Here is a 19,869-nt window from a genome sequence, read left to right as displayed (position 1 = left end):
TCGCGCTCATTGCCGGTCCTCCAGGTCGCCCTCACTGGTCAGGTACGTCTCACGGAGCCGGTCGAGGGTGGCCGGCTCCGGCTCGGCCCACAGCCCCCGGTCGGCGGCCTCCAGCAGCCGCTCGGTGATGCCGCGCAGCGCCCACGGGTTCGACCGCTCCAGGAAGTCCCGTGTCTCGGGGTCGAAGACGTACGCGGCGGCGAGGTGCTCGTACATCCAGTCGTCGACGACGCCGGCGGTGGCGTCGTAGCCGAACAGGTAGTCCACGGTGGCGGCCAGCTCGAACGCGCCCTTGTAGCCGTGCCGGCGCATCGCGGCGATCCACCTCGGATTGACCACCCGGGCCCGGAACACCCGCCGGGTCTCCTCGCCGAGGGTGCGGGTGCGCACGTCGTGCGGCATCGCCGAGTCCCCCACGTACGCGGCCGGGGCGGCCCCGGTGAGGTGGCGGACCATCGCCACCATCCCGCCGTGGTACTGGAAGTAGTCGTCGGAGTCGACGATGTCGTGCTCGCGGGTGTCCTGGTTCTTCACCGCCACCGCGATCCGGGCGAAGGAGCGTTCCATGTCGGCGCGGGCCTCCCGGCCGTCCAGCCCGGGGCCGTAGGCGTAGCCGCCCCAGACGGCGTACACCTCGGCGAGGTCGGCGTCGGTGCGCCAGTTCCGGGCGTCGATCAGTGGCAGCAGCCCCGCGCCGTACGCGCCGGGCTTGGAGCCGAAGATCCGGGCGGTGGAGCGCCGCTCGTCGCCGTGCTCGGCCAGGTCGGCGGCGACGTGCGCGGCGACGTAGTTGCCCTCGGCGGGCTCGTCGAGCGCGGCGACCCGGCGGACCGCGTCGTCGATCAGGGTCACCACGTGCGGGAACGCGTCGCGGAAGAACCCGGAGATGCGGACGGTGACGTCGACCCGGGGGCGGCCCAGCTCCGCCAGCGGCACCACCTCGACGCCGGTGACCCGCCGGGAACGGTCGTCCCAGGTGGGGCGGCACCCGAGCAGGGCGAGCACCTCGGCGATGTCGTCGCCCTGGGTGCGCATCGCGCTGGTGCCCCAGACGGTGAGCCCGACCGAACGCGGGTAGCCTCCGGTGTCGGCGACGTGCCGGGCCAGCAGCGAGTCCGCCAGGGCCACGCCGACGTCCCAGGCGTTGCGGGACGGGATGGCCTTCGGGTCGACGGAGTAGAAGTTCCGGCCGGTGGGCAGCACGTTGACCAGGCCCCGGGTGGGCGAGCCGGACGGCCCGGGCGGGACGAACCGGCCGTCGAGCGCGGCGAGCACCCGGTCGATCTCGTCGGTGGTCCGGTCGAGGCGGGGCACCACCTCGCGGGCGGCGAAGCGCAACACGTCGGCGGCGTCCGGGACGCTGCGGCCGACGACCTCCGCGACGATGGCGTCGACCTTGCCGGCGTCCCAGCCGAGGGTCTCCATGCCGACGACGAGCCGGCGGGCCAGCCCCTCGATCAGGTCGACGGCGTCGGCGGCGGTGCCGGCCGGGCCGTCGACCGCCTCGGTGAGCGCCGCCGGCACGGCGATCCGCTCGCCCGGCGCGGCGAGCAACGCCTGCTCGTCGAGGCCGTACGCGGCGGCGAGGGCCTGGCGCAGGCCGGGCAGGGCGCGCACGCCGCCCCACACCTGCGGGGCGCGCAGCACGGCGAGGACCAGGTTGACCCGGGCCTCCCCGGCGGGGGCGCCGCCGAGGACGTGCAGGCCGTCGCGGATCTGCACGTCCTTGACCTCGCACAGGTAGCCGTCGAGGTGCAGCACGAAGTCGTCGAAGTCGTCGGCGGCCGGCATGTCGTCGGTGTGCAGGTCGTGGTGCAGCTCGGCGGCGCGGACCAGGTCCCAGATCTGCGCCCGCACGACCGGCACCTTGACCGGGTCGAGGGCCTGCACCGTGGCGTACTCGTCGAGGAGCTGTTCCAGCTTCGCCAGGTCGCCGTACGTCTCGGCGCGGGCCATCGGCGGGACGAGGTGGTCGACGACGACGGCGTGGGCGCGGCGCTTGGCCTGGGTGCCCTCGCCGGGGTCGTTGACGATGAACGGGTACACCAGCGGCAGGTCGCCGAGGACGGCGTCCGGGGCGCAGTCGGCGGCCAGTCCGAGCCCCTTGCCGGGCAGCCACTCCAGGGTGCCGTGCTTGCCCAGGTGCACCACGGCGTCCGCGCCGAACCCGCCGTCGACGGCGGGCGCGGCCAGCCACCGGTACGCGGCCAGGTAGTGGTGGCTGGGCGGCAGGTCCGGGTCGTGGTAGATGGCGATCGGGTTCTCGCCGAAGCCGCGCGGCGGCTGGATCATCAGCAGCACGTTGCCCAGCCGCAGCCCGGCCAGCACGACGTGCCCGTCGTCGGTGTACAGCTCGCCCGGCGGCTCCCCCCAGTGCGCCACGATCCGCTCACGCAGCCCGGCGGGGAGCCGGTCGAACCAGCGCCGGTACGCCTGCGCGGGCACCCGGGCGTCGGCGGCGGCGAGCTGCTCGGGGGTGAGCCACTCGACGTCGTGCCCGCCGGCGGCGATCAGGGCGTGGATGAGGGCGTCCCCGTCGTCGGGGACGGGCCGGTCGCCGAGGTGGTAGCCGGCGTCGGCGAGGGCGGCGAGCAGCCGCACCGCCGAGGCGGGGGTGTCCAGACCGACGGCGTTGCCGACCCGGGAGTGCTTCGTCGGGTACGAGCTGAGCACCACGGCGACCCGCTTGTCGGCGTTGGGCACGTGCCGCAGCCGGGCCTGGCGCACCGCGATCCCGGCGACCCGGGCGGCCCGCTCCGGGTCGGGCTCGTAGACCGACAGCCCGTCGGCGTCGATCCGCTTGAACGAGAACGGCACGGTGACGATCCGGCCGTCGAACTCGGGGATGGCCACCTGCATCGCGGCGTCCAGCGGGGACAATCCGGCGTCGCTGCCGGCCCACTGGTCACGGGTGCTGGTCAGGCAGAGCGCCTGCACGACGGGCACGTCCAGGGCGGCGAGCGCGCCGACGTCCCAGGCGTCCTCGTCGCCCCCGCCGGAGGCGTCGGCGGCGACCGTGCCGCCGGCGGCGAGCACGGTGACGACCAGGGCGTCGCAGCGGGCGAACAGGTCCAGGGGCCCGGTGCCGGCGGCCAGCCCGCGCAGCGAGCCGCAGAAGATCGGCAACGGGGTCCCGCCGGCCGCGTCGACGGCGTGGGCGAGGGCGTCGACGAAGGCGGTGTTCCCGGCCAGGGCGTGCGCCCGGTAGAACACGATGCCGACGACCGGCCGGCCGGGCGTCGGGGGGCGGTCGCCGTGGATCCCGTACGCCGGGGTGGGGGCGGGCGGGGCGAAACCCTCGCCGGTGAGCAGCACCGTGTCGGAGAGGAACCGGGCCAGCTCGGCGAGGTTCTCCGGCCCGCCCTCGACCAGGTAGGACAGCGCCTGGGTGGCCGCGCCGGAGGCCACCGTGGAGGCCGCCATCAGCTCCGCGTCGGGCACCGCCTCGCCACCGAGGGCCACCGCCGGCACGCCGGAGGCGAGCACCGCGGCGAGGCCGTCCGGCCACGCCTGCCGGCCGCCGAGCAGCCGTACGACGGCCAGGTCGACGCCGTCGAGCAGCGCCGGCACCGCGTCGGCGGCGACCCGCGCGGGGTTGGCCAGCCGGTAGTCGGCGCCGCTGGCCCGGGCGGCGAGCAGGTCGGTGTCGGCGGTGGACAGCAGCAGGATGCGCACGAGATGCTCCGGACAGTGACGCCCGGGGTGGCGGTTCGGCCGTTCCGGGCAGCGGGTGGGCGCGGGCTCAGCGGGCACGGCGGGCCGGGAGCCGGTTCATCGGCGACGGCCGGTGAGCCGGGGGCGCGGCAGGGTACGCGCTGCGGGAGATCAGCGGTGCGCGGCGCCGGGATCCCCGGCGGACGGCGCGGCGGGCAGCACGCGGACGCCCGGCGGCGCGGCGCGGCGACGCCCGACGGTCGGCCCGGCGGTGAGCGCCCGGGCGCCGGGCCGAGCCGGCGGGGCGGCCAGGTGGGCGGCGGCCAGCCGGGCGACGCGGCGGCCGGCCGCTCCGGCGGCGGGTGGTCGGCCGGCGCCCGGCGCGGCGGCGCGGCGGCCGGCGGGCGCGGTGCCCCGCGCCGACCTATGGCGACGATGGTCGTCGATGTGCGAGACGCGACGCGTCATCGGGTCCTCCTCGGGTGTCCACGCCCTGGGGTCGTCCCGACGGCCGAAGTATCCTGGCTTCCGGATCGACGCTCACCCCCGGCCTTCCAACCGCAGACACACGGCCGTGGCGCTCGAGGGGGGATCGCTCCCCGGTGACAGTGGCGGGACCGCGCCGGAATCGCACCGGCTTCCTTCACTGCCGTCAGGCCGCGAATGCTGCCACACCGGCCCACTGCCGGTCAACGCCGCCCCTCCCGTCACCGGACACCCCCGACGCATTGACATATGTCAATTCTTATTCCCCTCGGCGGAATGCCTTTGAGTGGCGTCGGTCCATGGCTGTCGTCGGTTCTGCGGCGCGTTCACCGCCCTGCCCCCCGACCGGTCCGCCCGGCCCGCGCCGGGTGCCGGGCGGGCCGGGCCGCCGGTCGCCGACGGGCCGCCGGACAGGGGCGCTGACCTGCTGTTTCCACCCGGACTCGGCAGGCGTCGGGCGACGCGGGCGACACCGCCGGCGGCCGGCCGCGACGGTGGCAAGGCACCGTCCGGCGTCGATCGGCGCGCAATGCCGGGACCCACCCGATCGGCGTGGGCCGGCCCGCCGGTCCGGCGCGGCTCCGCACCGGCGAGGCGGGCCCGGCACCCCCCGGGACGACGCCGACGAGCCCGGCGGTGTGATCGCCGACGCGCGGCGGGGGTTCCGGGTCCCGACGGGGCGGGTGCCTGCCCGCCGGGCCGGGTCCGGGTTCAGCGCGCCCGACGCTCCGGGTGCGCCCGGTTCCAGGCCCGCATCCGCTCCGGGTACCCGGTGCGCGCGGCCTCGTACAGCGGCACCGCGTGCCGCCGGGCGATCTTCGCCGCCGCCCGGGGCGAACCGGTCCGCCGCCGGATCCACTCCCCGTCGTGGGCGATCGCCATCACGGTGGTGTCGGTCGCGGTGGTCTCCGGCTCGAGGTAGAACTCCACCCCCCGGCGGCTGGCCACGAACGCCTCCAGGGCGGCGAGGTCGTCCGGGGTCGCCTCCCGGTCGAGTTTCGTCGGGGTCCCGTCGACGGCGCGCTGTCGCCGGCTGAACCAGCCCATGCCCGGCTCCTCTCCTCGGCGTCCCCCCAGTGGAGCACCCCCGCCTGGCAACCTGCTGGGCGCGGGGTGGGAGGAACCTGACCACGGGGCCGGTGGGCCACCCCGCGCCCGGTGACGGCGTGGCGGGCGACGACCGCGGCCCGGCGGCGGGAGCGGCGGTACGACGGCCGCCCGGCGCCCTCCGGCACCGGGCCGCACCCCACGGGGCGAGCCGGGGCGGATCAGCCGGTGGGCCGCGAGCCGGCCAGCGGCCGGGTCACCGGGACCAGGGCGAGCGCGGGCAGCAGCAGGAGCGGCACCACGATCAGGGCGCGCAGCGTGCCCACCTGGTCGCCGAGCAGGCCGAGCAGCGGCGGACCGCCGAGGAACGCGGAGTAGCCGATCACCCCGACGACGCTGACCCGGGCCGGCGCCCGGTCCTCGTCGTCCGCGGCGGCGCTCAGCCCCACCGGGAAGCCGAGCGACGCGCCGAGACCCCACAGCGCGACCCCGACGATCGCGACCGGCCCGGAGCCCGCCAGCACCGCGAGGGTGGCGCCGACCCCCGCGCACAGGATCGTGCCGAGCAGCACCGGCACCCGGCCCCAGCGGTCGAGCGCCACCGTTCCGGCGGTGCGGCCGATGGTCATGCCGACCACGAAGACGCCGAAGACGGCGGCCCCGGCGGCCTCGCTCAGCCCGTACCCGTCGACGAACGCCACCGCCAGCCAGTCGTTGGCGCTGCCCTCGGTGAACGCCATCACCAGCACCAGCAGGCCGATGAGCAGGGTGCGCGGCTCCCGCCAGGCGGCGAGCAGCGAGCCGCGGCGCGCGGCGGCGTCGTCGCGGGCGGACGCCGGGTCGGCGTCACGGGCGGCCAGGAAGGAACGGGCCCCGAGCAGGGTGCCGGCGAGCACGACCGCCGCCAGCACCGTCAGGTGCGCGGCGATCGGCACCCCGACCCGGGCGGCCCCCGCGCCGAGGCCCGCGCCGGCCACCGAGCCGAGGCTCCACGCCGCGTGGAACCGAGGCAGGATCGTCCGGCCCAGCCGCCGTTCGACGGCCGTCCCCTCGATGTTCATCGCCACGTCGCAGGTGCCGGAGCCGTAGCCGAAGAGGAACAGGCCGACGGCGACGCCGGGCAGGAACCCGGCGAACCCGGCGGACATCCCGGCCACCGTCATCCCGCCCGCCACCAGCAGGACGCTGACCGCCACCGTCCGGGTCGCGCCGAGGCGCTGGGTGACCAGCCCGGCGGTCGGCATCGCCAGCAGCGCGCCCACGGACATGGCGAGCAGCAGCAGCCCGAGCCGCCCCGCGCTGAGGTCCAGCGCCTCGCGGACCGCCGGCACCCGGGAGAACCAGGAGGCGACCGCGAGGCCGTTGAGGGCGAACACGGCCGCGACGCCGTTGCGGGCGGCCAGGACCGGGCGGGGCACGCCGGCCGGCGCGTTGCCCGGATCGGCGGTCGGGGCGTCGGCGGTGCTGCTCACGGGGGTGGTTTCCTCTCCGGCGTGGGGACGTCGTCCGACTATTGGACATCCCGGTACGACAGCACCACCTGTCGACCCCACCCCTTACCGCGATCCGGACCGGTTAACCGGCGGCGGACCGGGTACCCGCCCCGGCAGCGACCGACGCGAGGCGGTGAGGACGACGTGACCGAGCCCGCCCTGCCGCACCGGGAGCCGGCGCAGGACCACCGGCACGGACGGCTGGCCGCCCGACCGGCCCCGCCGACCGGCCGGGCCCGGCGGGGGCTGACCCCGGTGACCGGTCCCGGGGGCGAGCCCCGGGCACTGGTGTACGCCCCGGACGACGCCGACGAGCGGCCGTACCGGTTGGTGCTGCTGCTGCACGGCGCCGGCGGCTCGGCCCGGCAGGGCCTGGACCTGCTGCTGCCGCTGGCCGACGCGCACCACCTGCTGCTCGTCGCGCCGCAGGCCACCGCGTCGACGTGGGACCTGATCGCCGAGGGCTTCGGGCCGGACGTACGCCGGATCGACGAACTGCTGGAGAGCGTCCTGTCCGCCCACCCGGTCGCCGACGTGGCGTTCGGCGGCTTCTCCGACGGCGCCTCGTACGCGCTGTCCCTGGGCCTGACCAACGGCGACCTGGTCCGCGCGGTGCTGGCCTTCTCCCCCGGGTTCGCCGCGCCCCTGGTCACCCGTGGCCGGCCCCGGGTGTTCGTCTCGCACGGCGCCGCCGACCCGGTGCTGCCGGCGGACATGTGCAGTCGCCGGCTGGTGCCCCGGCTGCGCGCGCTCGGCTACCCGGTCGACTACGCGGAGTTCACCGGCGGGCACGAGGTGCCTGCGGAGCTGCGCCGCCGCGCGGCGGACTGGCTCGCCGCCGCCCCCGCGTCCGGCCCGGCCTGACCGCCCGCGTCCGCGCCGGCCGGGTCACAGCGCCGGTAGGCCGAGCGCCTCGTCGACCCGACCGAGGACGGTCGCGTCGTCGTCCGCCCCGACCCCGCGCAGCAGGTCGATGGCGGTGGCCCGCACCGACCCGACGATCATGGCCAGCGGCAGGGTCTGACCGGCGGTGAACAGGCGGCCGGCGCCCCGGACCGCCTCCAGCGCGGTTGTCTCGGCGCGGGCGGCGTGCTCGTCGGCGAGGGCGTCCCGGCCGTCCAGGTCGGCGGCGAACGCCTCCCCGGCGGCGTGCATCGCGTCAGCCAGCGAGCGGATGGCGACCCCCAGACCGGGCGGGACCGGGGTGGGCAGCCGGGTTAGCGTCACCCCGGACCGGGCCAGGACCCGCACGTTGCGCACCGCGTAGTCGATCTGCCCGATGGACGCGTCGACCGAGCGCAGCCGGCCCAGGTGCCGGCGGCGGCGGACGTGCAGGGTCAGCGCCTCACCGGCGGCGAGCACCCCGGCGCGCAGCCGCTCCACGGCGGCGTCCATCCCCCGGGCCCGGTCGAGGGCGGCCAGGGCGGCGGTCGGGTCGCGCTCGTCCAGCGCGTCGGCGACCTCGCGCAGCAGCCCGGCGAGGTCCTCGAAGGTCTGCCGGAACTCGGCGGCCAGCGGGGCGAGCGGGCGCCTGGCGTCGACGAGCTGGCTGGCGACGAGGGCCACCGCCCCACCGATCAGCGCGTCGACGAACCGGAACGGGACCAGCGACTCGGTGGGCGGGGAGACCACCACCAGGTAGAGGGCCGAGACGGCGGCCTGCACCACGGAGACGCTGCTCGCGCCGACCGCCACGGCCAGCACGATGGTCAGCAGGATGACCGTGAAGACCGTCCAGCTGGTGCGCGGCCCGAGGGCCTGCACCACCACGTCGGCGACGAGCACCCCGGCGGCGACGCCGAGCACCACCTCCACCGCCCGGCGCGTCCGCTGCCCGCGGGCCTGCCCGAGGACGATCAGCGCGGCGGCCGGGGCGAAGAACGGCTGCGGGTGCCCGACCAGGCGGGTGGCCAGCACCCAGGCGACGGTCGCCGCCAGGGTGCCCTCCACCACCGGCAGCCAGCCCCGCCGGACCCGGCCGGCGGCCTCCCGCAACCAGCCCCACCGCGCCATCGCCGCCTCCTTCGCCGTCGCACCGCCCCACCATGGTGCCTCCCGGCGAACCGGGCGGCCGGGCCAGGGAGGCGGTGCTCGTCGCCGACCTGCGGTACGTGCCGAACGCGCACGCCCAGCTACTGGCCCGGCCGCAGCGCGGCGTGGTCGGGGTCGTCGTGCACGACGCCTCGGACCCGTGCTTCGCCGAGGTGACCCGGGGGCTGCAACGGGTGGCCGTCGAACGGGGCCGGCTGCTGATCATCTGCAACAGCTACCGCGACCCGAACTCGGTGCAGGCGGCCGTCACAGCGGGCGCGGGCACCGGCCGCCTCCCGCTGTGCGGGCGGGGCCCTCCTGACACACCGGGACGACAGGGCACCCGACCCGGCGTGCCGGGGCGGCGGACATCCCGCTCGCCGCCGCCCCGGCACGCCGACCCACCGCGCAACCGGCCCCGCGGCCTCATCCGGCGGCCCGGCGGGCGGCCCGGCGGTGCCGCCAGAGACGGGCCACCACCAGCACCACCAGCAGGGCCAGCAGCGCCTCCCCGCCCAGGCCGAGGCGATGCTCCAGCAGCCGGTACGAGGCTCCCGCCAGGTAGCCGAGCACCGCCACGGTCACCGCCCAGAGCACCCCGCCGCAGAGGTTGGCCAGGGTGAACGTGCCCCGTGGCACCCCGCTGAGCCCGGCGATCCCCGGCACGAGGGCGCGCAGCGCCGCCACCCAGCGGCCGAGCACCACCGCCACCGCGCCCCGGCGGCGGACCAGGTCCAGCGCCCGCCGCAGCTCCCCGGAGCGGACCAGTCGACGGGGCACGCGGGACAGCAGCCGGCGGCCGTACCGGCGGCCGATGAGGTAGCCGGTCTGGTCGCCCAGCGCCGCCCCGGCCACCGCCGCGGCGACCACCGCCCACAGCGGCAGCCGACCCGAGTGCGCGAGCACTCCGCCGACCAGCACCGCGACCTCCCCCGGCACGAACAGCCCGAGGAAGGTGGACGCCTCCAGCGCGGGAAGCAGGAAGACCAGGGCGAGCACCAGCGCGGGCGGCAACGCCACCAGCACCGCGAACACCCGGTCCACCCGACCATTCTCCCCCGCACGGCGGCGGCCGGGTGACGCCGATCGCCGTTTCCGGCCGGCCCCGACCAGCGCCGCGCACCGGGCGAGGGACTGGGCGGCCACCCCGCCGGGCCCGGTGGAGTCCATCGCGGCCGAGGGCAACTGATCATGACCCGGCTGGTGGAGCGGCCCAGCGTGCACGCCACCCCGGAGGGGACCACGGTTCGGCTGGTCGAGCGGGTGTCTGGCAGCGGCCGGCCCGCGGCGGTTGCCGTCGCAAGGCCGACGACGGGACCCACGGACGGTGAAGATCAGCTATAAGTGGTCCATGGACTTCCCGCCGTACCTGGCCACCATGCCGATGCACGCGATCACCGAGATCCACGGCGAGCCCGGCCTGTTGGAGCGGTTCCGGCTGGAGATCCGCGCGTTCGACTCCGACGCGCGGGCCCGACTCACCGCCGCCCTCGACCTGGCCGCCGAGCTGCACCGCGACGACCGGCGGGTACGCGAGCCGTACCTGAACCACCTGCTGCGGGTGGCGATCCGGCTGATGCACCACTACCAGGTGCGCGACGTGGACGTGATCGTCGCCGGCCTGCTGCACGACGCGGTGGAGGACCACCCAACGGAGCTGGCAGGCCTGACGGAGGGCCACCCGGTGGGGCCGGCGGCGGCCGGCGACCGCACGGCGGCGGCGCTGGCGGTGCTCGCCGCGCGGTTCGGCCCCCGGGTCGCACGACTGGTCGCCGCGGTCACCAACCCGGCGTACGACCCGGACCGCGACCGGCACACGCAGTACCGGGAGCACGTGGCGGCCAGCCTGGACCGGGAGCCGTGGGCCCGGGTCATCAAGGTCTCCGACTTCACCGACAACGGGGTCGGCGTGATCCACACCGTCGGCCCGAAGGTGTTCTCCTCGGCGACGAAGTACCGGCCGCTGGTGCCGGTCTTCCGCGAGCTGATCGCCCGGCCGGACACCCCGCTCGCCCCGGCGGTGAAGGCCCACATCTTCAGCCAGCTCGACCTTGCCGAGGAGCGCTTCAGCGCGATCCTCGACCATCCGGTGAGCGCCTCCTGAGGCCGGGCCCCGGTGGACCGGCACGGCGCGGCGACCGGGCACCGCCCCGGCGGGCCGGCGGCCGGGGGCCAGGAACCGGACGGCCAGCGGCAGGCGGCCGGGGCCAGGAACGCAACGGCCAGCGGTAGCCGGCCGGGGGCCGAGCGGTCAGCGGCGGGGCAGGGCGGCGACCGCCCGGCGGCGCAGGACCGGTACCCGGTCGGGGGCGTCGCGCAGCACGACCCGCAGCGGGTGCGGGGCGTCGGCGGCGGCGTCGCCGAGCAGGGTCAGCAGCAGGCCCAGGTGGCCGGGGGGCTCGTCGGCGAGCAGCTGCGTGGCGTCGTCGACCAGCAGGGTCAGCGGGCCGGCGTCGAGCAGGTCGCGCAGGCTGTCGGCAAGCGCATCCCAGTTGCGCCCGACGTACCCGGGCAGGTCCAGGACGTCGACCAGCGCCGCGAACAGGTCGGCCCGGGTGCGGGCGATCGCCGCCGGCAGCACCGCGTCCCGCGCACCGGGCCCCGGGGTGCGCTCGGTCGCCGTGACGGCCAGCCACGGCGGCAGCTCGGGCGGGTGCCCCTCGGTCATGGTGCCCTCCCCGGCGCGGGCCCGGACCCTGCGGCCCGGCCCCGCGAGGCGTCGCGTCAGAGGCGGTAGAAGTCGGTGTAGTGGTTGGGCGAGAACCACGTCGCGCCCGTGCTCCTGTTGACCACGATCCGGTACGCGTCGCGCGCGGCGCCGGAGGCGCGCGGGTAGACGTCGTACTCGTGGTACGTGGCGCCGGCGGGGAGTTGGCCCTCGTAGTTGTGGAACTGGCCGCCGGCGAAGTTGGCGAGCCCGCCGCTCCACGAGTACCAGCCCCGGCTGGTCGGGAAGCCCTTGGCGGACCAGCCGGAACGTGCGGTGCGCGCGTCCGCGCAGCGGGTCATGGTGCAGGAGCTGTGGACGGCCGCCTGGGCGGGCTCGGCCAGCGTGGGCGTCACCACGGACGGCCCCGCCAGGGCCGCGGCGACCATCGCGGTGAGCAGGGCGAGCAGGCCGATCGTGCGGCACACCCGGCCGCCGGTCGTCGTGGTGGTGGGCATCCTCGTGTCTGTCACTGTTCCTCCCCATCTCGGCGGCACCGATTTCATCGATGCACATGAGTTCCTTGCTGGGAACAGTGTCGACGCGACACCCGGCGTTGGCCAGGGTCGGCGGCGAAACTCGTCCGCACACCTCGATGAGGACCGCGCCAACTCGGGTCGGGTCGCCCGGGCGGAGCCACCCGAACCGCTGATCCCCGCCCCAGGTCCAGGTGACGGTCCAGCCGGTCAGCGCGGCGTCGCCGGGGCTGACCCGGACGGTGGCGGTGAAGCCGCCGGTCCACTGGTCAGGCACGTAGTCGATGCGGCAGCCGGCGGCTGCGGTCGCCGGGGCGGTGGGCAGGCCGACCCCGGCGAGGGCGGCGGCCAGGACCGCCGCGGCGGCGACGATCGGGGTGAGACGGGCGCGGGAGATCCTCATCGGGTTCCTTCCGGCGGGCGCGCCGCCGGAAGGGCGCGGGACGCGGGCCGACGGCGCGGGAAGCTACGGGAACGCTCGCGTGGCGACGCGCGACGGCGCGTACGCGCTGGGCCCGGCTCGGGCGGACGATCAGCCGCCGGGTCGACCGTGCGTCGACCGGGCGGCACCCCGCCCCAATCTAGTGATATCCGCCGATGTATGGCAAGGGTCGCCGGGCCCGCCCCGTACCGCGTCTCCGAATCCCACGGACCGGCAGCACCGAGTCGGCCAGCAGGCGTCTACGCCCTCGACCCGCAGGGCGGCAACTGCACGTGAGGCCCTCGGCGGTCCCCACCGGTCACTCCTCGGCCTCGAGCAACGGACGGAGCTGTTCGAGGAGTTGGGCCCGGCTGACATTCCGCGGCAGGTCCACCTTCAGGTCGATTCCGGGGCCGGTGACCGTCAGGGTCACCGAGGGGCGCGGATCCCGCAACCGCCAGTTGCGAATCGCGGCCACCAGGTCGCTCAGTTGGGGCTGCAACGCGGCGAGTGCGGCGAGGTTCGCCAGCAGGCCCGTCCCTTCGACGGCGAGGGTGATCGCCGACAGGTCACGGACGCCCTCGTACGGCAGGTCGAGTTCCTCGAAGACCTCGGCCGGCAACAGCAGTTTGACGGTGGTCATTCCTCGCCTCTCACCAGGCCCGCGATCCGCTCGCGGGCGGCTTGATCCAGTGGTTGCAGCGACGTCGACGCGACGGCGCCGCTGAAGAATCCCTGCACGTGGTGGATTCCCAGGTCGTAGATCTGCTTGAGGGTCACCGGCGCCGCCTCGTCGAACCCCTCCACGATGACGGCTCGCGGCGTGGGGGCCTGCCCGAGGTCGCTCGCGTGCCGGGACACCCGCGCCACCAGCGCGAGTTCCTCCAGCGCCATCGGATGGTGCAGCACCGCGCGGTCGACCTTGATCTGGGTCAGCGGCAGCTCCGCCATCCGGGCCAGCGAGGCGTACCCGACGCCGAAGTCGTCGACGGCGAAGCTGATCCGAAGCTCCCGGGCCAGTTCGGTGAGTCGTCGGTGGAAGTAGAGCAGCGGCTCCTGCGGCCACCGCTCCCCCGGACCGGGCTGGATCGCGTCCTGCTCGGAGATCTCCAGCGTCAGCGTTCGCGGATGCATGGCGGCCTCGGCGAGCGCCCGGCTCACCTGGTTGAGGTACGAGTCGCTGAGCAGTGAGCGGACCGCGACGTTCACCGACAGCGGCTTGGTGCCGTGCCACGGGGCGTCCGCGTCCGCGGCGGCGTACGAGTGGATCGACTTGGCGAGCAGCAGCGAGTCTCGCTCGATGATGAAGCGGTCACCCCAGACGTACGCCATCTGCAGCGCGGCGAGTGGCGCGCGAAGCTCCTTGTCGCTGCAGCGCGCGAGGGCCTCGAAGCTGTGGATGCTCACTCCGGCCGGGCGCAGGTCCAGCTCCACGACGGGCTGGAACACCATGATCATGGAGTCGACCAGCTTCTGGTAGAGGCTGAAGGCGTACTCGTACAGGTTCAGTGGCAGCCGACCGAAGGCGGTGCGCAGGGCGGTCGCCACCTGCATCTCGGCCTGTAACGGGTCGCCGAGGAGGTCCGAGTCCCACAGGGCCCGGAGCATGACGGCGAGCGGCTCGCCCATGTCGAGCAGCGCGACGGCCGGGTCGATGACGGTCAACGTGAGGATGCGATCGTCCTCGTAGGAGAGCGGAACGCAGAGCAGCCGCAGCCCGGCGTCGTTCGAGACGATGTGCCCGGGCATCGACGTGCGGTACCGGATCGCGTCGGCGGAGCTGAGTTCCAGCAGCGGTCGCAGCTCCTCCTTGTCGAAGCGGGCAGTGGAGTCGGCCACCCGGATGGCCGAGCCGGAGAACTCCACCACGGCCACGGAGCTCGCGGCCAGCGCGTGCCGGACGATCTCCACCCGCTCGGCGTGCCCGCGCTGCTGGGACCCCCGCATCGGGTGGGCCTCGGACCGGAAGACCCGACCGAGCAACTGCACGATGGAGCTGGACTGGTCCTCAAGGGGGCTCTTGCAGGGCCGGGTGGTGCTGGGGTTGGCGGGCGAACTCTGCAACCGACGCTCGTGCCGCGAGGTCGGCGGTTGGACCAGCACGGTGGTCGGGCCCCACATGTGGACGAGTTGGACCGGCGGTGGTTCGAGCCCCTGCTCGGCCACGAACGCGGCCATCTGACCGAACGACACCCGGCCCCTGTCGTCCGCGGCGCCGCCGCGAAGGGCGCTGAGCAGGTGGTAGGTCAGCACGCCGTGCCCGTACTCCTCGTTCTCCCGCGCCGCCGCACCGTTGCGGCAGGCCAGCAGCGCGCTGTGCCGGTCGACCCGGGTGCGGTAGGTCTGCATCGCCTCGGCGTGGCGCAGGTCGGCGTCGAGATAGATCCCGGCGTGGCAGCAGTCGAGGACGAGGAAGGAGGTGCCGGCGAAGGTCTCGAAGACGTCCCGCTTGAGGAAGGCCATCCGCAGGCCGTTGTCCGGCTCCCGGCGGAGGGCGTCCGGGTTGAGGTCCGCCGTGACGAGGTACGCGTCGAGCTGGGTGCTCCACTCGGGCACCAACGCGTGGCCGGCGAAGTACACGAGCAGCACGTCGGAGGGGCCGGAGTCCAACGCCATCTCGCGAAGCCCGGCCTTGATCTCACGCCAGGTCGCCTCCGCGCCGACGTACATCCTGATGTCGGCGTCGTCGAAGGTGCCGATCTCCTCGTCGAGCAGCACTCCCCGGACCGCCTGGACATCGCGTTCCGCATATCGCAGGGCAGGCAGCCGAACGTCGCTCCCGCCCTGGTTGACCCCGATCAGAACCGCCCGCCGCCGGCTCGGCGCCATGCAGAACCCCCACTGGATGATCCGCCCGCGCTGACGAGACGGAATCGGAGCAGCGCTCAGGGCGAGGTTATCGGTTTCGACGAGCGTCCTTGATCTGACGGCCGAGTCAGATACCCGTCAATGGGAAATCGGCCGGCGAGCACCCGGCCTGCCGCCCGAGCGGACGGCCGATCGGGAGACTCAGCGGGCCACGCACAGGCCCGGGGGCGGTGTGCGCGTCCACGCCCAGGTTTCCAGAGCCGCCCGGTCCACCAGCGCGATGTCGAGCTGCCGGGCCAGCCGCACGCCGTCGCCCGCCGTGAAGAAGCTGTTGGTCACGATCACGCAGAGCTGGCCCCCGTGCACCTCGCGGCAGGTCCCCGCGAAGCGCTGGATGGCGGCGCTGCCCACCCGGTTGTGCGCGCTCTGCCGCTTGCACTGCACCACCACCCGCCGCCCGTCCGGCGCGACCGCCACGACGTCCGCGCCCCGGTCCCCCGCCCCACCCGTGACCGTGACCTGCCGGAACCCCGACGCCTCCAACAGCCGGGCGAACCACCGCTCGAACTCCGGCCCGGACATCGTGTCCGTCACCGCGATCAGCCGGTCCCGCCGGGCCTGTTCAGCCCGCTGTCGTTCCTGCTCAGCCCGCTGTCGGGCCCGCTGCCTCGCCCGCGCGAGGAGCAACCCGGCGACGGCGAGGCCGACGACCGCCACCAGGAGGACCGACCAGTACGGGTGCCGCCGCACGAAGTCGACCGCCAGGACCACGAGCACCAGCGCGGGCACGCCCCAGAGGAGTGGCGCCGCGCTGCCGGACCGACCACGGCGGGCCGCCCCGCCGCCGCCACGAGCGCGCCGCCGCTTGCGGTAGTGGGCCCGGACCCGGGCACCGTCGCGGCGGATGTGGGACTTCACGTACGGCATGCGGCACCTCCGACGACGGGACACCAGCTTGCCGATCGGCGGGGACAGATTTCACGCCCCGACGCCGGTTCTGTCGGCTACCCGTCACGCCGGCACCGACCTCGTCCGTCTACGGCTCCCGCATCCAGGTCTCCGGATCGGTGACGAAGATGCCCTTGCCCTGGTGCCGCCGGATGACGCGCAACGCCTCAAGGCGCACATAGACCATCTGAATCGTGGACGTGCCGACCTTGTAGTCCACCGCCATCTGCGCGATCGGCGGCAGCTTGTCCTCGGGCTTGAGCTTGCGCGCCTTGACAGCGGCAACGATGTCGTCGGCAATGCGGATGTAGTCGGGTGTTGTAGGCATCGCGCTCCTTGCGTGGCTCGCCAATTCGATCACGAAACGCCCATGAACGACAACAGCCAGTGGTTGACTTAAACGACTAAGCCGTTACTGTTGGACCAGGGCCGCTCCTCGCGTGGCAACGAGATCGGCTCATCCCCCGATCGGGGCGGGCGCCCCCTGCCCGCCCCGATCCACCGGGCTGCTCCGCTGCCGTACCGCCGAACCGGGCTGCGGCGGCGGAGCGGGCGGGCCGTCCGTGGCCGGCGCGGACGGCCCGCCCTTCCCGACCCACCGCACGGACCCTGCACGTTTCCGTCTGCCCCGGAAAGGATCGTCGTGGCCCAGGTGTACCGAGGTGGCCAGCTCCACGGAACGGGCCAGCCGGCCCGGTTGACCCCGCACGAGGTGCGTACCCGAGCGTTCGACCCGCGTCGGCGCGGCGTCGACGCCGATCAGGTACGCGAGTTCCAGACCCGGCTGGCCGACGAGCTGACCGAGCTGTACGAGGAGGTGCGGCTGCTCGTACAGGAGAACGACCGGCTCAAGCGGGCGCTGCGCGACTGGCAGATCATGCACGCCCAGGAGTGCCGCCCGCCGGAGCCGCAGCCACCCAACCGGGGCCGCTGGTAGCGATGCACCCCTCTCCTGGCGACCTGCTGACCATCGACGGCCGCGCCTCGGTGCAGTTCGCCGGGGACCGGGCCCTCACCTTCCGCGTCGTGTCGGTGCCCGACCTGCCGACCTACCACGGCTGGATCTGGCTGACCGGTTACGTGCTCGACCATCGCGGCCTGGCCACCGCCAAACGCGAAATCTACGTCCAGCTCGCCGGCCTCCGACCCTCCGTGCCGCCGACACCGCGGTTCCGCCGGACGGCACAACGCACCGTGCGGACGGGATGACATCCACCGCACCGCGGCTCGGGCGACACGGCACAGGACTACTGTGCGGCGCGTCTCAAGTGGCACACTGTGGCCTCAGCCGACCCATGTAATGCCGATCACGAAGGGCCTGGACCGGGATGAGGCTTCATCAGTTCGCCCAAAAGGCATTCATCTTCAAGGAAGACCGCGTCCTAGTGGCACAGAAGACGTCCAAGGACCCACACAATCCCCATTGCTGGGAGGTTCCCGGCGGGCGGATGGTGTTCGGCGAGGATGTCGACGCGCACATCTGCCGCGAGGTGCGGGAGGAGACGGGCCTGGACATCATTCCCGGACAACCGTTCTACATCTGGCAATGGATCATGTCGACCGGCGGTTCCGACGCGGACCAGGTCCAGGTCGTGGCGGTCGCACGCGAGTGCGAGGCCACCGGCGATGAGATCAGCACCGACGGCCAGGAGGTCGACGACTACCTGGGTGAAGCCACCTGGATCCCCATCAACGAGTTGCTCGATCTCAACCTGATTCCCTCACTCCGGCCCGCCGCCGAGGCATTCGTCAGCCGCCGCCGAAAAGGTTGTTGACTTTCGATCCGACGCACCTGCACGTAAGCTGAGCGGACGCGAGATCACCGCACCAACACGTCAACTGATCCATCCCCTCCCATCCACCACCGGTCCACCAACCGGGGTCGGAAGGATCCGTCATGACGCCGGTCGATTGCTTCGTCTGCGCTGCCCGCTGCGAGCAGGTGCCGAGCCTTCCGTGGTACGACGTGCCGGTGCATCGCGTGCGCAGAGGCGGTGTGACCCTGGTCGGCGTTGGGGCCATAGTGCCCGGTTACCTGCTCGCCTGTCCCGAGCCACACGTTCGGTCACTCGCCGCCCTGCCCCGCTCGATGGTGGATCCCTTCCTCTCCCTGGTGGACGTCGCGGTGGCGGACCTCACGCGCGAATTCGCCTCGGTCCTGCTCTTCGAGCACGGCGGCTGCAACGCCGCTGTCCACACCTCTGCCTGCATCGATCACGCCCACCTGCACCTGTGGGCTATCGCCGGCCATGTCACGCTCACCCTGCCACGCTACTGGCAGACGTACCCCGACCTGAGGGCCTTCCTGGGCGACCCCCGACGGGCGGAGCTGCGCTCATACCTCCTGCACTCAGATCAGGGCGGCTCGATCATGGTTGGCCCGGACGTGCGTACGCCCCAGTTCTTCCGGCGGCAGGTCGCGGCACAGTTGGGGCACCCGGACGCGTGGGACTACGCCGCCTGTCCTTTCGAGCAGTGCATGAGGGACACCCGAGACAAGCTGACCGGTGCGGTCGGACACCACCATGCCGGCTGACTTCCTCAGTTCAGCCGAGATGGTCCACTGCCTGGCGGCTATCCGGGACAAGTTCCTACACGACTGCATGACGGGAACCCGGCGGCGAGTCCTGCCCGACGACGTATGCGCCAGTGGTCAGTACTTCGACCTCCCGCAGCGCACCCAACGGGGCCTGCACGGCACCGCTGCGGCGCTCCGGGTAGTCGGCGCCCAGACCGCATCCAGCGATCTCGTCCGCTCGGTCACCCGGGGAATCGTCAACTACGTACGCGACCGGGAAGGCATCGAGGTCACCCTCGCCGAGCACGACGATCGCATCAGGACCATCGTCCTCGACAAACTCCGCCACGACAGCGCGAGCACCATCAAGCAGGCCGAGTTCCTCTACGCGCTGACGTTCGTACCCAATGGCCTGGCCGAGTGCGACGACCTCAAGACCGCCTTCAGCAACCGTCTCCTGACCGGCGGGACGGACGACGGACAGGGGTGGGGTTTCATCCTCGGCCCCGACCAGGTGCCTCACCCGCTGGCGACAGCACACGCGCTCCGAGCGCTGGCTCGCAACGGGCACCCCGTCGACAGGTGGATCACCGCGACGAAGCAGGGTCTGCTGGGACGCGCGGCTCAGCCCCGACGCAACGTTCCTGAGGCCGGCGTCGACTGTTTCCTGTTGCAGGTGCTCGTCGAGACGGATGCGCTGACCGGCCGCGAGGGTCGTTTGGTCTTCGACGGGCTCTGGCGACTGTTGCGCAGGGACATGGATCGGCCCCGCGAGATCAACGTCGACTTCTTCGACGGCGACCGGCAGAATTTCGTCCGGGTCCCCTGGCAACTGCACCTGGCCACCACCGCGGCGATGCTCCGGCCGTACCGCCGCTACCTCTCCGGCGACGTGCAGCGTCCCTTGCAGCAAATCGCAGCCGATGTGCTCGAAGAACGGGGATTCCGCTACCCCGAGTCGGGTGAGCACCTGTCCACCCGGACCTACGGCATCCTCTACGACACCTTTTCGCAGCTCAGCGGGCGTACTGGCGCGCGTGGGCATCCGGACAACATCGTGCTGCGGGTCATCTCGTCCGTCGACACCCCCCTGCGGATGGGGCGTCGTCTCCTCCGGCTGACCGCCGCGCTGCTCGCCGCGATCGTGCTCGCCGCCGGGTTGTGGAGCTGGGCCGAGGAGGCCACCCGGAGCTGGTCAGACCTGGCACCGAACTTCATCTCGTCGGCAGTGCTGGCGGTGTTGAGCTATGCCGTCGGCCGTGGTGGTAATCGCTGACGTC

General features: G+C 74.0%; 19 protein-coding genes, 1 pseudogene and 1 riboswitch. Of the genes and pseudogenes, 8 read left to right on the top strand and 12 right to left on the bottom strand.

Features of this window, described 5'->3' with window-relative positions:
* Window positions 1-6 precede the first annotated feature (6 nt).
* From cobN to OOK41_RS17230, 4 genes are all read right to left on the bottom strand, one after another.
* On the bottom strand, window positions 7-3,675 hold the full coding sequence (gene cobN / locus OOK41_RS17245; RefSeq protein WP_266265938.1) for a cobaltochelatase subunit CobN: 3,669 nt from the start codon (window positions 3,673-3,675) through the stop codon (window positions 7-9).
* A gap of 150 nt (window positions 3,676-3,825) precedes the next feature.
* Window positions 3,826-4,122, bottom strand: coding sequence for a hypothetical protein (locus OOK41_RS17240; RefSeq protein WP_266265937.1), 297 nt, complete (start codon window positions 4,120-4,122; stop codon window positions 3,826-3,828).
* A gap of 46 nt (window positions 4,123-4,168) precedes the next feature.
* Window positions 4,169-4,298: riboswitch (cobalamin riboswitch) on the bottom strand.
* 553 nt (window positions 4,299-4,851) lie between these two features.
* Window positions 4,852-5,187 carry a hypothetical protein gene (locus OOK41_RS17235; protein WP_117669244.1) on the bottom strand — a complete coding sequence of 112 codons (336 nt, stop codon included), beginning with the start codon at window positions 5,185-5,187 and terminating at the stop codon, window positions 4,852-4,854.
* A gap of 221 nt (window positions 5,188-5,408) precedes the next feature.
* Window positions 5,409-6,659 carry an MFS transporter gene (locus OOK41_RS17230; RefSeq protein ID WP_266265936.1) on the bottom strand — a complete coding sequence of 417 codons (1,251 nt, stop codon included), beginning with the start codon at window positions 6,657-6,659 and terminating at the stop codon, window positions 5,409-5,411.
* Between the two features lie 165 nt (window positions 6,660-6,824).
* Between OOK41_RS17230 and OOK41_RS17225 the strand changes: the two genes are divergently transcribed.
* Window positions 6,825-7,544 carry an alpha/beta hydrolase gene (locus tag OOK41_RS17225; RefSeq protein ID WP_266265935.1) on the top strand — a complete coding sequence of 240 codons (720 nt, stop codon included), beginning with the start codon at window positions 6,825-6,827 and terminating at the stop codon, window positions 7,542-7,544.
* A gap of 24 nt (window positions 7,545-7,568) precedes the next feature.
* Here the strand turns inward: OOK41_RS17225 and OOK41_RS17220 are convergent, their stop codons facing one another.
* Window positions 7,569-8,693, bottom strand: a complete 1,125-nt coding sequence (locus OOK41_RS17220) for an aromatic acid exporter family protein (RefSeq protein ID WP_266265934.1) — start codon at window positions 8,691-8,693, stop codon at window positions 7,569-7,571.
* Between the two features lie 80 nt (window positions 8,694-8,773).
* On the opposite strand from OOK41_RS17220, the pseudogene OOK41_RS17215 reads away from it, so the two are divergent.
* Window positions 8,774-8,959: pseudogene (locus OOK41_RS17215) on the top strand (LacI family transcriptional regulator); the annotation flags it as partial.
* Between the two features lie 178 nt (window positions 8,960-9,137).
* On the opposite strand, the gene OOK41_RS17210 reads toward OOK41_RS17215, so the two are convergent.
* Window positions 9,138-9,755: a DedA family protein gene (locus OOK41_RS17210; protein WP_266265933.1), complete on the bottom strand. Its 618-nt coding sequence runs from the start codon at window positions 9,753-9,755 to the stop codon at window positions 9,138-9,140.
* A 307-nt stretch (window positions 9,756-10,062) separates the two neighbouring features.
* Between OOK41_RS17210 and OOK41_RS17205 the strand changes: the two genes are divergently transcribed.
* Window positions 10,063-10,815 (top strand): HD domain-containing protein, encoded by a 753-nt coding sequence (locus OOK41_RS17205; RefSeq protein WP_266267851.1) that lies wholly within the window; start codon window positions 10,063-10,065, stop codon window positions 10,813-10,815.
* Between the two features lie 147 nt (window positions 10,816-10,962).
* On the opposite strand, the gene OOK41_RS17200 is transcribed toward OOK41_RS17205, so the two are convergent.
* From OOK41_RS17200 to OOK41_RS17175, 6 genes are all read right to left on the bottom strand, one after another.
* Window positions 10,963-11,379, bottom strand: a complete 417-nt coding sequence (locus OOK41_RS17200) for a barstar family protein (RefSeq protein WP_266265932.1) — start codon at window positions 11,377-11,379, stop codon at window positions 10,963-10,965.
* Window positions 11,380-11,435: 56 nt separating this feature from the next.
* Window positions 11,436-11,876: a ribonuclease domain-containing protein gene (locus tag OOK41_RS17195; protein WP_266267850.1), complete on the bottom strand. Its 441-nt coding sequence runs from the start codon at window positions 11,874-11,876 to the stop codon at window positions 11,436-11,438.
* A gap of 758 nt (window positions 11,877-12,634) precedes the next feature.
* Window positions 12,635-12,958, bottom strand: a complete 324-nt coding sequence (locus OOK41_RS17190; protein ID WP_266265931.1) for a hypothetical protein — start codon at window positions 12,956-12,958, stop codon at window positions 12,635-12,637.
* Window positions 12,955-15,144, bottom strand: a complete 2,190-nt coding sequence (locus OOK41_RS17185) for an EAL domain-containing protein (protein ID WP_266265930.1) — start codon at window positions 15,142-15,144, stop codon at window positions 12,955-12,957. The genes OOK41_RS17190 and OOK41_RS17185 overlap by 4 nt, the downstream gene beginning before the upstream one ends.
* 180 nt (window positions 15,145-15,324) lie before the next feature.
* On the bottom strand, window positions 15,325-16,050 hold the full coding sequence (locus OOK41_RS17180; protein WP_266265929.1) for a restriction endonuclease: 726 nt from the start codon (window positions 16,048-16,050) through the stop codon (window positions 15,325-15,327).
* A 109-nt stretch (window positions 16,051-16,159) separates the two neighbouring features.
* Window positions 16,160-16,399 carry a winged helix-turn-helix domain-containing protein gene (locus OOK41_RS17175; protein ID WP_266265928.1) on the bottom strand — a complete coding sequence of 80 codons (240 nt, stop codon included), beginning with the start codon at window positions 16,397-16,399 and terminating at the stop codon, window positions 16,160-16,162.
* Window positions 16,400-16,714: 315 nt separating this feature from the next.
* On the opposite strand from OOK41_RS17175, the gene OOK41_RS17170 reads away from it, so the two are divergent.
* From OOK41_RS17170 to OOK41_RS17150, 5 genes are all read left to right on the top strand, one after another.
* Window positions 16,715-17,008: a DivIVA domain-containing protein gene (locus OOK41_RS17170; protein WP_266265927.1), complete on the top strand. Its 294-nt coding sequence runs from the start codon at window positions 16,715-16,717 to the stop codon at window positions 17,006-17,008.
* 2 nt (window positions 17,009-17,010) lie between these two features.
* Window positions 17,011-17,280, top strand: coding sequence for a hypothetical protein (locus tag OOK41_RS17165; RefSeq protein ID WP_266265926.1), 270 nt, complete (start codon window positions 17,011-17,013; stop codon window positions 17,278-17,280).
* A 119-nt stretch (window positions 17,281-17,399) separates the two neighbouring features.
* Window positions 17,400-17,846, top strand: a complete 447-nt coding sequence (locus OOK41_RS17160; RefSeq protein WP_266265925.1) for an NUDIX domain-containing protein — start codon at window positions 17,400-17,402, stop codon at window positions 17,844-17,846.
* A 122-nt stretch (window positions 17,847-17,968) separates the two neighbouring features.
* A complete protein-coding gene (locus OOK41_RS17155; protein WP_266265924.1) occupies window positions 17,969-18,607 on the top strand; it encodes a hypothetical protein in 639 nt (212 codons plus the stop codon).
* The gene (locus OOK41_RS17150; protein WP_266265923.1) at window positions 18,597-19,865 is read left to right on the top strand and encodes a hypothetical protein; all 1,269 of its coding nucleotides are present in this window, start codon (window positions 18,597-18,599) and stop codon (window positions 19,863-19,865) included. The genes OOK41_RS17155 and OOK41_RS17150 overlap by 11 nt, the downstream gene beginning before the upstream one ends.
* The last annotated feature ends 4 nt before the right edge of the window (window positions 19,866-19,869 follow it).

Origin of the sequence: Micromonospora sp. NBC_01655 (assembly GCF_026339755.1) — a bacterium.
In the GTDB taxonomy this organism is placed as follows: Bacteria; Actinomycetota; Actinomycetes; order Mycobacteriales; family Micromonosporaceae; genus Micromonospora.
Note: the sequence above shows the minus strand (reverse complement) of the source record. Positions and strands in the feature narration are given on the sequence as shown.

What these genes read in the sequence shown, in the direction of transcription:
- OOK41_RS17165 (WP_266265926.1), top strand. Translation starts at nt 17,011, where the DNA reads ATGCACCCCTCTCCTGGCGACCTGCTGACCATCGACGGCCGCGCCTCG.
- OOK41_RS17235 (WP_117669244.1), bottom strand. Translation starts at nt 5,187, where the DNA reads ATGGGCTGGTTCAGCCGGCGACAGCGCGCCGTCGACGGGACCCCGACG.
- OOK41_RS17155 (WP_266265924.1), top strand. Translation starts at nt 17,969, where the DNA reads ATGACGCCGGTCGATTGCTTCGTCTGCGCTGCCCGCTGCGAGCAGGTG.
- OOK41_RS17240 (WP_266265937.1), bottom strand. Translation starts at nt 4,122, where the DNA reads ATGACGCGTCGCGTCTCGCACATCGACGACCATCGTCGCCATAGGTCG.
- OOK41_RS17185 (WP_266265930.1), bottom strand. Translation starts at nt 15,144, where the DNA reads ATGGCGCCGAGCCGGCGGCGGGCGGTTCTGATCGGGGTCAACCAGGGC.
- OOK41_RS17190 (WP_266265931.1), bottom strand. Translation starts at nt 12,958, where the DNA reads ATGACCACCGTCAAACTGCTGTTGCCGGCCGAGGTCTTCGAGGAACTC.
- OOK41_RS17200 (WP_266265932.1), bottom strand. Translation starts at nt 11,379, where the DNA reads ATGACCGAGGGGCACCCGCCCGAGCTGCCGCCGTGGCTGGCCGTCACG.
- OOK41_RS17150 (WP_266265923.1), top strand. Translation starts at nt 18,597, where the DNA reads ATGCCGGCTGACTTCCTCAGTTCAGCCGAGATGGTCCACTGCCTGGCG.
- OOK41_RS17195 (WP_266267850.1), bottom strand. Translation starts at nt 11,876, where the DNA reads ATGCCCACCACCACGACGACCGGCGGCCGGGTGTGCCGCACGATCGGC.
- OOK41_RS17205 (WP_266267851.1), top strand. Translation starts at nt 10,063, where the DNA reads ATGGACTTCCCGCCGTACCTGGCCACCATGCCGATGCACGCGATCACC.
- OOK41_RS17175 (WP_266265928.1), bottom strand. Translation starts at nt 16,399, where the DNA reads ATGCCTACAACACCCGACTACATCCGCATTGCCGACGACATCGTTGCC.
- OOK41_RS17160 (WP_266265925.1), top strand. Translation starts at nt 17,400, where the DNA reads ATGAGGCTTCATCAGTTCGCCCAAAAGGCATTCATCTTCAAGGAAGAC.
- OOK41_RS17220 (WP_266265934.1), bottom strand. Translation starts at nt 8,693, where the DNA reads ATGGCGCGGTGGGGCTGGTTGCGGGAGGCCGCCGGCCGGGTCCGGCGG.
- OOK41_RS17180 (WP_266265929.1), bottom strand. Translation starts at nt 16,050, where the DNA reads ATGCCGTACGTGAAGTCCCACATCCGCCGCGACGGTGCCCGGGTCCGG.